The sequence below is a fragment of the Novibacillus thermophilus genome (assembly GCF_002005165.1).
Lineage (GTDB): Bacteria > Bacillota > Bacilli > Thermoactinomycetales > Novibacillaceae > Novibacillus > Novibacillus thermophilus.
Window position 1 is genome coordinate 2859744 of sequence record NZ_CP019699.1, and the last position, 13399, is coordinate 2873142.

16 protein-coding genes and 1 pseudogene are annotated in these 13399 nt (G+C 51.3%); 12 read left to right on the forward strand and 5 right to left on the reverse strand.

The window, feature by feature from the left end:
• Window positions 1-22 precede the first annotated feature (22 nt).
• The gene (locus B0W44_RS18840; RefSeq protein ID WP_228441179.1) at window positions 23-742 is read left to right on the forward strand and encodes a sodium:solute symporter family transporter; all 720 of its coding nucleotides are present in this window, start codon (window positions 23-25) and stop codon (window positions 740-742) included.
• 322 nt (window positions 743-1064) lie between these two features.
• Here B0W44_RS18840 and B0W44_RS13880 read toward each other — a convergent pair whose 3' ends face one another.
• Window positions 1065-2345 carry an ISNCY family transposase gene (locus tag B0W44_RS13880; protein WP_077718433.1) on the reverse strand — a complete coding sequence of 427 codons (1281 nt, stop codon included), beginning with the start codon at window positions 2343-2345 and terminating at the stop codon, window positions 1065-1067.
• Between the two features lie 172 nt (window positions 2346-2517).
• On the opposite strand from B0W44_RS13880, the gene moaC reads away from it, so the two are divergent.
• The 9 genes from moaC to B0W44_RS13925 all read left to right on the forward strand — a co-directional run bounded on the left by moaC (window position 2518) and on the right by B0W44_RS13925 (window position 8647).
• Complete coding sequence (gene moaC / locus B0W44_RS13885) at window positions 2518-3003, forward strand: cyclic pyranopterin monophosphate synthase MoaC (RefSeq protein WP_077720546.1); 486 nt, start codon at window positions 2518-2520, stop codon at window positions 3001-3003.
• Entirely contained in the window at window positions 3000-3521 is a 522-nt protein-coding gene (locus tag B0W44_RS13890; RefSeq protein ID WP_077720547.1) for a MogA/MoaB family molybdenum cofactor biosynthesis protein, read from the forward strand. The genes moaC and B0W44_RS13890 overlap by 4 nt, the downstream gene beginning before the upstream one ends.
• Before the next feature lie 50 nt (window positions 3522-3571).
• On the forward strand, window positions 3572-4819 hold the full coding sequence (locus B0W44_RS13895) for a molybdopterin molybdotransferase MoeA (RefSeq protein ID WP_077720548.1): 1248 nt from the start codon (window positions 3572-3574) through the stop codon (window positions 4817-4819).
• The gene (mobB, locus tag B0W44_RS13900; RefSeq protein ID WP_228441182.1) at window positions 4816-5322 is read left to right on the forward strand and encodes a molybdopterin-guanine dinucleotide biosynthesis protein B; all 507 of its coding nucleotides are present in this window, start codon (window positions 4816-4818) and stop codon (window positions 5320-5322) included. The genes B0W44_RS13895 and mobB overlap by 4 nt, the downstream gene beginning before the upstream one ends.
• A 16-nt stretch (window positions 5323-5338) precedes the next feature.
• On the forward strand, window positions 5339-5794 hold the full coding sequence (locus tag B0W44_RS13905; protein ID WP_228441685.1) for a molybdenum cofactor biosynthesis protein MoaE: 456 nt from the start codon (window positions 5339-5341) through the stop codon (window positions 5792-5794).
• Window positions 5787-6029, forward strand: a complete 243-nt coding sequence (moaD, locus tag B0W44_RS13910) for a molybdopterin converting factor subunit 1 (protein ID WP_077720550.1) — start codon at window positions 5787-5789, stop codon at window positions 6027-6029. The genes B0W44_RS13905 and moaD overlap by 8 nt, the downstream gene beginning before the upstream one ends.
• Before the next feature lie 81 nt (window positions 6030-6110).
• A complete protein-coding gene (locus B0W44_RS13915; protein WP_077720551.1) occupies window positions 6111-6401 on the forward strand; it encodes a HesB/YadR/YfhF family protein in 291 nt (96 codons plus the stop codon).
• 429 nt (window positions 6402-6830) lie between these two features.
• The gene (locus B0W44_RS13920) at window positions 6831-8150 is read left to right on the forward strand and encodes a methyl-accepting chemotaxis protein (RefSeq protein ID WP_077720552.1); all 1320 of its coding nucleotides are present in this window, start codon (window positions 6831-6833) and stop codon (window positions 8148-8150) included.
• A gap of 146 nt (window positions 8151-8296) precedes the next feature.
• Window positions 8297-8647: a c-type cytochrome gene (locus tag B0W44_RS13925; protein WP_077720553.1), complete on the forward strand. Its 351-nt coding sequence runs from the start codon at window positions 8297-8299 to the stop codon at window positions 8645-8647.
• 80 nt (window positions 8648-8727) lie between these two features.
• Here the strand turns inward: B0W44_RS13925 and B0W44_RS19115 are convergent, their stop codons facing one another.
• The 3 genes and pseudogenes from B0W44_RS19115 to B0W44_RS13935 form a co-directional block, all read right to left on the reverse strand.
• Window positions 8728-9120, reverse strand: coding sequence for a hypothetical protein (locus B0W44_RS19115; protein WP_335582621.1), 393 nt, complete (start codon window positions 9118-9120; stop codon window positions 8728-8730).
• Between the two features lie 9 nt (window positions 9121-9129).
• A complete protein-coding gene (locus B0W44_RS13930; RefSeq protein WP_335582622.1) occupies window positions 9130-10419 on the reverse strand; it encodes a cbb3-type cytochrome c oxidase subunit I in 1290 nt (429 codons plus the stop codon).
• A gap of 5 nt (window positions 10420-10424) precedes the next feature.
• A pseudogene (locus tag B0W44_RS13935) lies at window positions 10425-10901 on the reverse strand (cytochrome c oxidase subunit II).
• 336 nt (window positions 10902-11237) lie between these two features.
• Here B0W44_RS13935 and B0W44_RS13940 point away from each other — a divergent pair.
• The gene (locus B0W44_RS13940; RefSeq protein ID WP_077720554.1) at window positions 11238-11948 is read left to right on the forward strand and encodes an MOSC domain-containing protein; all 711 of its coding nucleotides are present in this window, start codon (window positions 11238-11240) and stop codon (window positions 11946-11948) included.
• Window positions 11949-12048: 100 nt separating this feature from the next.
• On the opposite strand, the gene B0W44_RS13945 is transcribed toward B0W44_RS13940, so the two are convergent.
• The gene (locus B0W44_RS13945; protein ID WP_077720555.1) at window positions 12049-12738 is read right to left on the reverse strand and encodes a response regulator transcription factor; all 690 of its coding nucleotides are present in this window, start codon (window positions 12736-12738) and stop codon (window positions 12049-12051) included.
• A gap of 176 nt (window positions 12739-12914) precedes the next feature.
• Here B0W44_RS13945 and B0W44_RS13950 point away from each other — a divergent pair, with 176 nt between their 5' ends.
• On the forward strand, window positions 12915-13397 hold the full coding sequence (locus B0W44_RS13950) for a DsrE/DsrF/DrsH-like family protein (RefSeq protein ID WP_077720556.1): 483 nt from the start codon (window positions 12915-12917) through the stop codon (window positions 13395-13397).
• Window positions 13398-13399 lie beyond the last annotated feature (2 nt).

Genomic DNA, 13399 nt, shown 5'->3' on the forward strand with positions numbered 1-13399 from the left:
TGACTTCTCCGCTATCGGCTTTATGGAAATTGTACAGTACATTCTCCTCTACACACTCGGGATGATGGTGGGGCAAGACATCTGGCAACGTTATTTTACAGCGAAGAATATTAACGTTGCCCGGACAGGCGGGATCCTAGTCGGGGTGTACAGCTTGATTTACTCTCTGGCAATGTGTGTCATCGGCATGTGCGCCGTGATCGTCTTACCTGACATCGAAAACACCCAAAACGTTTTTTCCTTAATGGCATTTGAAACATTGCCTTCTGGCTTGCTGGGGATTGTTTTTGCGGCTGTCGCCTCGGCGATTATGTCCACGGCATCTGGAACATTGTTGGCTTCGTCAACACTCATTGCGAAAGACATACTGAAAGACCACTTCTTTCAAAATATATCGGACCAACAGTTTCTCTTCATATCGAGAGTGACGACTTTGGCTGCCGGAACTGCCGCTATCGCCATTGCCCTTTGGATTCAAGAACTCCTCGTCGCGATGGACGTCGCTTACGCAGTACTGGCAGGGTCCATCTTCGTCCCGATTGTTCTCGGTATGTTCTGGAAAAAGGTTACACCGAAAGCGGCATTTTATGCGATAACGTCAAGTGCCATCGTCGTGTTGATCACGCTTGCTCTTGAAGGATTTTCTTCCAACCATCCGATTTTGTACGGAATTGCCACGAATATTGTCGTGATGACAGCCGTTTCATGGATTGATTCATCGCGGAGCAAAATCTCAGCTTAATTATTGAAGCCTGATCTGTCGCGTGTTTCGGTCATTGAACTCCGTACGTGGACGAGCGGTTCGCGTGAGAAACGGATCTCGAACGGAAAACAAACCATGTCAAGCGTCAGTGAAAATGTCCTATTAACTCGTCAGTGATTCTGTCCTATTTTAGTTATTCCCCCATCCCGTTCAGGAGCGTAGCTTGTAGTGGGCATTTTATCAAGGGTAAAGGCGTATGCCCGAGTTTCACTCGCCCTTGATAAAATGCCCACTACAAGCTCCCTGGCTAAAAGGGATGAAGGGATCATTGTCCGTATTCTAACGGCACAGTCTAGATTTTTTAAGCCCGTTGTCGTATCCTAGATTTAGATTGGGTGCGCCCATATTGGCGCCAAGGATGATTGAGTGCGGGCTTGTGAGGTTGTTTCTCCGAGCTCGCCTTTTGTTTTTGCAGCGACTGGCGTTTTGGTTTTACTGTTTCCTTTAGGGGGTAATCCACCCCTTTGTGCCGGACAAATAGTCTTCCGTCTAATGTTTCTCGCACTTCGACACGGGTTTTGCGCGGGATGGTTTGTTGGTGATCCGAGCGATCTATTGTGTAGGTTTTTCCTTTGTAAGCAATTGTTTCTCCGGTTCCCAGAGTACGCTTTTCACGGTAGCAAAGAATTAGATCCAACGCTTGTCCTTGTTCCAAAGGGACAAACGCACTTTCTGGGTCACGCGGTTCAACCGCAAACTGTTCGTTATGCGCTTTGATCAACTCCGGCAGCACCGTGTTGGCCTCCTCAATGGTGTCGATGCCCCGGAGGCGCAACTCGACAATCCAACGGTCTTGTAGCGTTTGGAACAGCCGTTCAATCCGTCCCTTGGCTTGTGGTGTTAAGGCTTTGATATGAGTCACACCTAACTCTTCAAGGGCTTGTCCGAATTGCGACAAAGGAACGGGTTCTCCCGCCAATTCCTGCTCGATCGTTTGCTTCTCGTTAGGGGAACGGAAAATCATATGGCGATCCGAATACACACTCATCGGAATGCCAGTTTGCTCAATCATCTGTCGTGTCAGCCTAAAATAGCCCTCGGTGTCCTCCTGTGGCCGGAAAAGAGCAGCCACGACTTTTCCAGTGGCATCATCAATGGCGGCAAGAAGGGACATCGGTTCCGCTCGATCTTCCAACCAAGGGTGAGGGCTCCCGTCCATTTGGACTAACATGCCGGCTTGTGGCTTTCGCTCACGTGGCCGGTGCACGTTAGCCGGACGCCGTTTGCGTTTCGGTTTGATGCCGGCCTCAGAGCGAATGCGACGCACGGTTGACGGACTGACGTGAATTCCTTCGTACTTGGCCAACAATTCGGCAAAATGCACATCATTACACCCTTGATACGCATCGCTTTGGTGGAGCTCCAGAATTCTTTGACGTGTATTGTCAGACAGTGCGTGTGCCGGTTTGCGTCCTTTGTTTTTGTGGATAATCCCCGTTTCCCCCTCCTCAAGCACCCGTTTTTTGAGACGACAAACCTGGCGGTAACTTAACCCAAGGAGTTCAGCGGCTTCACCTCCTGTGATCAAACCTTGAATCCAGCGATCAATGACGGTGTAACGCTTCAGCTCTTGTCTGCTCATGAATATGTTCTCTCCCATATGTGACATTTTCACTGACGCGTTACAATATGACAATATCACTGACGAACAACAGAACGGAAAACAAACCACTGCATGGTTCTGATATATTTGATAAAATAAGAAAAAAGCCTTTTCTTTTGAGGTCAGCGTTTTTTTAGGAGTTGAGTCGCTCGTGAACCAACGGTTGACGCACTTTAACGAACAGCAGCGGGCCAAAATGGTAGACGTCTCAAACAAAGAGGAGACGAAGCGCACCGCTGTCGCCAAAACGGCTGTCATGATGAAGCCGGAAACGATGCAGCGAATTAAAGAAGGTCAAGTCGGAAAAGGGGACGTCCTCGCTGTGGCGCAGGTCGCCGGCATCATGGCTGCGAAAAAGACACCAGAGTGGATTCCGATGTGCCATCCTCTGCAACTCACCGGCATCGATCTCTCCTTCAGTGACAACGGTCACGATACACTGTACATTGAGGCGACGGTGAAAACATTCGGTGTGACAGGTGTAGAAATGGAGGCCCTCACAGCGGTAAGTGCGGCGGCGTTGACGGTATACGACATGTGCAAGGCGATGGACAGGGACATGAGCATTGGACCGACGTATTTACAGAGCAAACAAGGCGGCAAAAGCGGAGACTACATACGGGGGAACAGCAGATGAGTCACGTTTGGCGCGTCGGTGTCGTCACGGTCAGTGATCGATGTGCAAAAGGGGAGCGCAAAGATGAAGCAGGCCCTCTGTTAAAAGAAAGAGTTAAGAGAATGGATGGGGAAGTAAGCGAGTACACGGTCGTCCCTGACGAAGTGGATGCCATCGAGCGGACATTGATCACTCTCGCTGACGCGGAGCAGTGTGACTTGGTGATCACAACTGGTGGGACCGGCTTTGCTTTGCGGGATGTGACTCCAGAAGCGACGAAACGCGTCATACGGCGGAATGTGCCCGGCATCCCTGAAATGATGCGAATGGAAACGCGAAAAAAGACGATCATGTCTGCGCTGTCACGTAGCGTTGCCGGCATCCGTGGTCGGACCTTGATCGTGAACTTTCCGGGAAACCCGCAAGCGATTGAAGAGTGCTTCGATGTCATTGAACCGCTGTTGCCTCACGCGTTACACCTCTTGCGCCAAAACGTCGATCACGACGTGTCGGAGAATGCGACACGGACGGACGGCTAAAATCCCGGACAGTGTTAAAAACGGACGATCGCAGAGGGAGGAATGGCGCGATGCGCTTTCGCCGAGAGCCGATTAAAGTGAAAGAAGCACAGGCGCGAATGGCGCCGCACGTTCAACTCGGTCCGACTGAGCGGGTGCCTTTGCTGGACAGTGTCGGGCGGCGTTTGGCTGAAGATATAGAGGCTACGCATCCGGTACCGCACTTTCGCCGTTCGGGAATGGACGGGTTTGCCGTCCGCTCTGAAGACACGAAGAACGCAACACGGGACAATCCCGCTTTACTGCGAGTCATTGAACACATTCCGTGCGGAGCAGTCCCGAAACGAGAGGTTCAAGCCGGTACGTGTTCGCGCATCATGACCGGGGCGGCTGTCCCGGATGGGGCTGACGCAGTCATCATGCTGGAGATGACGGACACGGTTGAACGGGACGGCGTGGTGTACACGGCAGTCAAGAAAGAGATGCAGCCGGGAGAAAACACGGCGCAAGTCGCGTCCGATCTCGCCGAAGGGACGTTGCTCATGGAGCGGGGGCGAAAAGTGAACGCCGGTGAAGCGGCGCTCCTTGCGACGTTCGGTTACAACGAAGTGAACGTGTATCGCAGGCCGACGGCCGCGATCTTCGCCACGGGTTCTGAACTGCTCCCGGTAAACGAGCCTCTCCAGCCGGGAAAAATTCGTAACAGCAACAGCTACATGTTGGCGGCACAAGTACAGTCCGCGGGCGGGGTGCCGCGCATCCTCGAAATGGTTCCAGACGATGTCGAACTGGCGATGGAGAAAATAGTGGGCGCCTTTGACAAGGTGGACGTGGTGATCACGACAGGTGGCGTTTCAGTGGGAGATTACGACATTCTCGTCGACATCTTCCAAAAGTGGGACGGCGAGTTGCTGTTTAACAAAGTGGCGATGCGGCCAGGAAGTCCGACCTCAGTCGGTATTCGCAACGGGCAATTTCTATTCGGACTCTCCGGCAATCCCGGGGCTTGCTTCGTCGGTTTTGAGCTGTTTGTGCGTCCCGTGCTGTGGGGAATGCAAGGAAAGAAACAACGGTACTTGCCGGAACGACAGGCACGGCTCGTCGGAGACTACACAAAGCCTTCTGGATTTCAGCGCTTCGTGCGCGGCACGTGTTTCACGGAAGGCGGACAGCTGTTTGCGCAACCGGTGGGAGTTGATAAGTCGGGGATCGTTTCCTCCATTAAAGATGCCAATTGCCTCATCGTCGTCCCGCCGGGAGGCAAAGGGCTGTCCGACGGAGAAATCGTGACAGTCGTCTTGTTGGACGTGGCAGAATGAAGATCAAGCCCATCAGCCCCCCTGTCATCCAGATTGTCGGCTACCGCAACAGCGGTAAAACGACGCTTCTCTGTCGCCTCGTCAATCTTTTGACCGAAAGGGGATGGCGTGTCGGAACGGTCAAACACGACGCGCATCAGTTTGACATCGACCATCCCGGGAAAGACACGTGGAAACACCGTCTGGCCGGAGCTGAGACGGTCGCCATTGCGTCAGAGGAACAGACGGCCGTCATCCGCCAGCGCGCTGTGTCCCTCGATGAACTGCTCCTAGAGATGGACGGACTCGATCTCGTTCTCGTCGAAGGGTATAAATGGGCGCCTTATCCCAAAATTGTCCTCATTCGGACTGAAGAACACCTGCCTCTGCTGATGCAAGTCAGTCGTCTGATAGCAGTCGTTTCCTGGATACCGGTATCCGGCACAACGGTCCCCGTTTTTGACAAAGACGACGATCAAGGCGTTTTTGAACGGGTACTACAACATGTGAAAGAAGAGGATTGACGTGAGAAACTATTCGATAACGGAAAAGGAGATCGACTTTCAAGAGCTCGTCCGACAGGTAATCCACCCTCGGTCGGGAGCCGTCGCCACGTTCCTGGGCACGGTACGGGAACTGACGAACGGAAAGCGGACACTCTTCTTAGAATACGAAGCTTATGTCGAGATGGCAGAAAAGAAAATGCGCCAGATAGGAGATGAAATTCAAGAGCAGTTCCCTGAGTCTAACGTGGCCATCGTCCACCGCATCGGGCGTCTGGACATCAGTGATATCGCCGTTGCCATTGCCGTGTCCACACCGCACCGGCAGGAAGCGTTCGCAGCGTGCCGTTACGCCATCGAACGCATAAAAGAAATGGTCCCGATCTGGAAAAAAGAGCATTGGGAAGACGGCAGTTACTGGGTTGGAGATCAGTTGGAGACAACGTGTTACCCCCAGGGAAAACCGATCTTAGGAGGTCAGGAAAATGATTAAAGTTCAATTGTTTGCCGGATTGGCAGAAGAAATCGGGGCGAGGAGGGTGGAACTGTCCGTCCCCGAAGGCACCACAGTTCAGCAATTGAAACGTGAACTGGCAAGGCAGTACCCCCGTCTCACCGACAAATTGGAAACGTGCATGGTCGCCGTCAACGAAGAATACGTCGATCCGGATGAAAACGTGACGTCTTCTGACACTGTCGTCTTGATTCCGCCGGTAAGTGGCGGATGAACGGGTGACGCCATGCAGGGGAAATGTGTGCTCGCAGCAGGATGAAGGATGAAAATCCGGAGTAGCAGGAGGATGGCCCGAATGCCTTTTACACTGACAGAGGATGCAGCCCGCTGGTTAAAGCGGGAACTCAAGGTGGACTCAGGGGACTACGTTCGGTTTTACGTGCGTTACGGCGGGATGAACGGCCCGGGAAACGGCTTTTCCCTCGGAGTCCATGTGACACCTCCCAGCCAAATTGGGGAGAAAACAGTGGTAGACGGGGTTACGTTTTACGTCGAGCAAGACGACATGTGGTTTTTCTATGATCAGGCCCTCACAGTACAGCACAACAAAGAGACCGACGACATCGAGTTTGTGTACAGTCGTTAGCAAGAGTCGTCATCCCCTTTTTCGCACTCAACGCCCTAAGGGCTTTGCGGAGCTTCTATGGATTGGCAGGACAATTGCACGATGCCGGATGCCGTTAGACCATTTCAGGTGTGTAGCGAAACAAGGCGTTGAGCGGGGATTTCCTCTACCTACTTTAAGTAAAAAAGCGCATCCCTTTTGCGTGAATAAGGGGGTGCGCTTTTACTTACAGAATCTTGACAACGGCCTAATCACAAACACTATTGGGAGCAAAACGCCTATTTATATCCCAGATGCGTCTTTTAGTTCGTCTAGAGCGCGCGTGAAATTTAGACTGCTTCGTGCCGCATGTTTAACATTTCAACAGATGTTAACAGAAGCCGACTCAGGGCCCCGGCTCTTCTTACCGATACTTATCAGTAAGTACGTATTAGATTGGGGGAAAAACAGATGAAACTGGGGGAACACGTGCACAAATGGTTACGGAATTACGGACTGCGTGTACGCATGGTCGGTGCTTTCGGACTCATTAGCCTCATCACTTACGGTGTCACAGCCTTTTGCCTGCTTGTCGTGCGGCAATGGTTTCCCGAAACGATGAACGACGGGGTGTACACGTTAATCGTCCTCATACTGGGAATCGGGTGGTCGCTCGTTTTTGCCTGGATGGTGACCACCTACCTTCTCATCCGCCCTTTACGGAAACTGCAAGAGACTGTCAACCGCGGTTCGACCGGCAATCTAACAGAGCGTTACGACGGGGATGAGAACAATGAATTCGGTCAGCTGGGGAAAAATTTTAATGAGATGATGGATTCCTTCAGCAACATTGTAGAGAGCATCCATGAGCATTTTACCGAAACAGCCGACAACGTCGCCCGCCTGACGGAAAACGCGAAACAGACGGCCGAATCTACCGGGTACATGCAACAGACGATTGAGGAAATATCAAAAGGAGCAGAAAGACAGGCTGAAGCCAGTCAAGTCACCGCCCAGTCAATGGAAGAGATACACCGCCAGGGGGAACGCATCACAGCCCACACCCGTCATTCCTCCGAATTATCCCGTGGCATGTATGACAGTTTGGAGCGCAACGCACGCGTAGTGAAGGCGTTAGTGGAAGGAATGCGCACCATCGCCAAGGAAAGCGACGTCTCGATCCAGACTGTGAAAGACCTCGAAAACAGAGCAAAAGACATCGGCCGAATAACGAGAACGGTGGATGAGATAGCGAGGCAGACGCAGCTTCTCGCCTTAAATGCCTCTATTGAAGCAGAGCGGGCGGGAGAGCATGGTCACGGTTTCGCCGTGGTGGCGACAGAAGTGAGAAAGCTGGCAAACGAAAGTCAGGAAGCGGTAAAACAAGTACGCAGCTTGATTAACGAAATGCAAGAAAAGACGAGTCGTGTCGTTGAACAGATTACAATGCAGGCCGACTCTGCTGTTGAAGAAGCTTCCCGGGGGGAAGAAGCCGAGGCGGCGTTGGAAGATGTGACGCACTCTGTTCAGCAAGTAATGGAAGCGATCCAGTCCATCGCTCAAGAAGTTGAGACTCAGCAACAGAGTGTACAAAAAACGCTTGACGAAGCGGAGAACGTAGCAGCTGTATCAGAAGAAACGTCAGCGGGCGCCCAGGAGATGGCAGCCTCTTCCGAGGAGCAGCTGTCGCGGGTAAAAGAAATTGGAAACATGGCATCGTCTCTCGCTTCCGCTGTGGACAGGCTTCAGCACGTGATCAGCCGTTTCAAATGGCAAGCCGACCGTGATTAACCGTGACAAGTCGCGAATCTGTCAAACAACGTTCAACAAACGTTCATTGTATGATGCCGGTGCCTCGTATACATTTAAATTGAGCACAGGCGCCTGTGTCTCAGCACGGCCGTTACATTACATAAACTTTAGAGGAGGTCGTCACGTTGTATCGGTTACGGTGGTTTCTCGGCTTGGTCGCGGTTGTTTTACTGTTCGTCGCTGGTTGCTCCAGTGATTCGGGGGAAACGAGTGACGACGCCGAAAGTGCAGAAGACAATACGGGTGCAGCAGCTACGGCCAACGCAGAAGAAATTTATAGCGGGAATTGTGCTTCGTGTCACGGAGGGAATCTGGAAGGCGGCATGGGACCGAGTTTGGAAACGGTCGGGGCTAACATGTCTGAATCAGAAATTGCCGATGTGATTCAAAACGGCAGGGGCCAGATGCCAGCGATGTCACAACTTCAAGACGACGAAGTGCAAGAGTTAGCCAGTTGGCTGGCTGAAAAGAAATAGTCTTCCCGCTGTCGTGCCGGTCATGCGAAAAGGGGTACCTCCCTTCGCATGACCGTTTTTTCTTGACAGTGCCGGCAGTTCTACCAAGGTCTCATCGGGAGAGCGCCTGGTGCGGGGTTTAGAATCATGTCGGATAACGGCATCGCGTAGGCGATCATCGACAGAGCGACAGACACGCCGATCCACACCGACCAGCGCTCTAAAATGCGTGGCGGTTCGGTCGCCTTTTCGTACACCACACCGATGGGGAACTCGGCCGGCTGGTCGGTTTTCGGCGCGAAGAACCACAAGTGGATAAAGATGTATACCGCCATTAAAATGGCAATAAAGAGGAAAATGCCGCCGACACCGATCAGTTGTAAGTAAGGCGTCCAGGACGATACGACTTCGTGGTCGGCGTAAGTGGAGAAGCTGGTGCGCCGCGGCGCCCCCATCAGGCCGACAATGTGCATCGTGCCCGACATGAGCAACATGCCGACCGTCTACGTCACGGTCTGTATAATGCCCAACCGGTTCAAGCCTGGCGTCAATTTACGGTTGCGCATAATGGGGATCATCCAGTACAAAGCAGCGAAATACGTGAGTCCGACGGTAGATGCCAGCGTCATGTGGAAATGGCCGGTGATAAACCACGTATTGTGTACAAGCTGGTTTAATTGATAACTCGCCTGAACGACTCCTCCAGCTCCGCCGACAATGAAGATGGCCATGGCCACAAACGGTGTGAAAAACCGGACATCTTTCCAGGGCAACTTTTTCACCCAGCCGAACAACCCTTTGGCCCCTTTGTCGCGTCCCGTCATTTCAAATGTCGCCAATATGGAAAAAGCGGTGATCAGCGTTGGGACGACAACGGCCATCGTCAACGTCACTTGGAGGTACTTCCAGAACGATTCGACACCTGGGTCGTTGAGTTGATGGTGAAGGCCCACCGGAATGGAAAACAGGATGAACAGAATAAACGTCAAGCGGGGGAGAGAGCTGCTGAAGATTTTTCCTCCGATTATTTGCGGGATGTTGACGTACCAGTAAATGTACGCCGGCAACAACCAGAAGTACACGAGGGCATGCCCGAAGTACCAGAAAAGGGTGCGGCTGAGCGAGACGTTGACGCGGTCGACCCAGCCAAACGCCCACGGAATCAACTGCACGACGACTTCTATCGCCACAAAGAGGCTGGCGTGCAACCACAAAATGACAATCGCCAGCGCCATGTAGGCGAAGAGCGGCGAATGTTCCCCTTTGTTTTTTTTCCGCCAACGGATGTAGTTTAAGATGACAACGACGGAAGCGAGCCAGCTGCCCACGACTAAAAGGGCCAGACCGACGTAAAACCAGGGGGCGGCGTGAAGGGGCGGATAAAACGTGTACAGGACGCTGGCGTCGTTCGTTAAAATGTGCACGAGGGCGAGAACGGTGCCTAAGGTCATCATGCCATACCCGATCCACGCCAATGTGCGTGACGATTGGATCAATTGACCATCCAGTGTGCGGGCGAGACCGGCGTACAAATAAGCGAATATGAAAAATGTCGTAAAGACTAGCGCCAGAAGCACTCCGTGCACCGTCAACATTTGGTAGTAGTTGATCCCTCCAGGGAGCTGGACCCATCCGGCCCTTTCGACGACCTGGAGCAATCCTGCGACAGCCCCGATTAGAAGGGCTCCCACTGCGATTCCCACATGAGCTAAAATCAGGTGCCGATCTCGCGGGTCAAAACGATGTTTCGCCAATGTGTCACCCGTTTCGCGTGCTGTTGTACTTTCTGACACGGATATCACTCTCCTGTCACGTGAATTCTTCCTTGCATGAGATGGTGACCGGAACCGCAGTACTCGTGGCAAAGGACCAAATACTCTCCTGGTTCTTTAAACGTGAAGGTTTGCTCTGTAACGTGCCCAGGCTCTACCATCATGTTCACTGTCGTTCCGGGAATATAAAATCCGTGGACGACATCTTTGCTTGTCATTTGAAAATGTACTTTTGTTCCTGTCGGCACAGTCACTTCCATTGGATCGTAACCGAAAACGTACGACACGGATGTAAGGACGTACTCGTTGGAACCGATCTGTCGAAGTCAGGGACGGTCAAAAGGCGGGGATTCCGTCACTTTTTCTGGCTCAATCGTCTTTTCCATTCCGTCCGTCGGATGTAAGCCCATGTAAAACCCCATAAACCCGGTTATGAGCAAAAACAGGATGAGTGTTCCAATGCCGATCCCAAGCCAAATGCGTTCATAGCGGGGGATGTCCATTTGATTCGCCCTTTCTCAATCCAAACTTTTTAAAGAGTCACGCTTATGTAGATATAGAAAACAATCAACCACATCGCCAATATGACTCCGCCAATGAATAAGACGGATACAAACGTCCCCCGTAAGTGTTCATCCTTATTTTTATCTACCTGATTCGCTTTATGTTGGTCTGGTGAACGATTCATGTTAGACTCAACACCATTCGTCATACAATATGTATCTGTCATTAACGTGCACAACGATCGATGAAAATATACAGTGATTCCTGTCTGAACAACAGATTGTGGAAATGGTAGGATTTAAAGTAATAGTACTGTTCATGTTGGAGGTGTCACAATGGGGAAACCGTTTGTCCATAAAATACTGACCGGAAAAGTGAAACAGCTGGGGACCCCTGATGCTCTGAATCGCATGGACAGACCGTGGAAGAGCGGCATGTTCAAGATAGAAACGGATGGCCCCCTTTGGCTGGAGAGAACGGGTCTTAAAGGAGATGAAGTGGCCGATAAGAAAAACCACGGTGGTCCGGAAAAAGCCGTTTTTGCGTATCCGATCAAACACTATGACTACTGGAAAAAAGATTTAGAGCTGGACTCGATCGATGTAGGGGCCATGGGTGAGAATCTGGCAGTACTTGACATGGATGAGTGTTCGGTGTGTGTCGGGGACACATACCAATTGGGCGATTCCATTATCCAAGTATCCCAGCCCCGGCGGCCGTGCTGGAAACCGGCAAGGAGATTTCGGGTCATAGATTTTGCATTAAGAATTCAAAACAGCGGCAGGACCGGCTGGTACTTCCGTGTTCTGAAAGAAGGTTACGTCCAATCAGGCATTGAATTGAAATTGATCGAACGGCCGCACCCAGAGTGGACGATCGCTGCGTGCAACGACGTCATGTATGTTCATAAAGACAACAGGCGACTAGCAGAAGAACTCGCAACGTGCGAACTGTTGTCTGAAAACTGGAGACGTTCATTAAAGAAACGGATCCTCGGCCAGTCCTCCTCGATAGAGCAGCGAGTGTTTGGACCAAATATCGGGTGAGGGACATCATGCCCCGAACACACGTCCTCTTTCGACGCCTAGAGGAGACGGGTCAGGTCAGAAGGTCCAATCTGATTGCTCGTCGTGATTCGGGATGAATTTAATACGCTATGAAGCGATACCCCATTCCCCTCACCGTTTCGATCCATTCCTCTTCACTCACGTGGCGCAGTTTTTCCCTCAGCTTCCCGATGTGGACGTCCACTGTCCGCTCTGTAACGACTTTGTCGAAATGGGGGTACAATTCGTCTAATATCTGGGTACGCTTTAAAATCTGGTTCGGGTGTTTCATCAAAAAGTGTAATAATTTAAATTCGTGATGGGTGAGGGTGAGAGGAGTTCCTTTAAAATGAGCTTCTCCTTTCAACGGTTTTAAGGTCAGTCCTCTGAACGTAATTTTTTGACAACGCTGCGCGGTGCGGCGAAACACCGTTTCCACCCTTACAACGAGCTCTTTCAGACTGAAGGGCTTCGTCACGTAATCGTCGGCCCCCATTTGCAACCCTTTGATGCGGTCTTTTTCTGAGGCTTTTGCGGTGAGCATAATAATCGGAACGTCACTCTTCATGTCACGCCTGATCCACTGGCATACGGCTTCCCCGCTTGTTTTGGGGAGCATCAAATCGATGATCACGAAACACGGATCCTCCTGTTTAAATTGCTTCTTTGCTTCAATACCATCGGCTGCTTCACTCACCTCGTAGCCGGCATTTTCCAAATACGCGCGTACAAGGTTCCTAATTTTAGCGTCGTCTTCCACAATTAAAATAGATTTGCCTTGCGTGTTCATCGCAAACCTCCGACGGTAAGCATCAAAACGTGAATACTAAAAAAGGGTTAAGCTACTATTACTTTACAACATTCTCGAAGACCTCTCCAAAGAGGAAAACAAAGGTTGCATAATATTCGTTTGTCGTGTAATATACATATACAGGTATAGGTATAAATCAAAAGGAGGTGAAACGAATGGCTGAACAGCCAAAAGGGACGACGATCATCCTTTTCAGCGGCGATATGGACAAAGCGATGGCTGCCTTTATCATTGCCAACGGAGCGGCATCGTTTGGTCACGACGTGACGATGTTCTTTACGTTCTGGGGGCTGAATGCGTTAAGGAAGGACGAACGCGTGCCGGTAAAGAAGGGGCTGTTAGAAAAGGCGTTTGGTAAATTGATGCCGCGAGGCGTGGAAAGGTTCGGTCTGTCCAAAATGAACTTTGCCGGCCTCGGCCCGAAATTGATCAAACATGTGATGAAAAAGCACCAGACGGCATCTTTGCCAGAACTAATCGAAATGGCAAAGGAACAAGGCGTGAAATTGGTAGCCTGCACGATGACGATGGATCTGCTCGGGCTGCAAAAAGAAGAGTTGATCGACGGCTTAGAGTACGGCGGTGTCGGAACTTACATCGGTGATGCATCAGAGCGCAATGTTAATTTGTTTATTTAAGT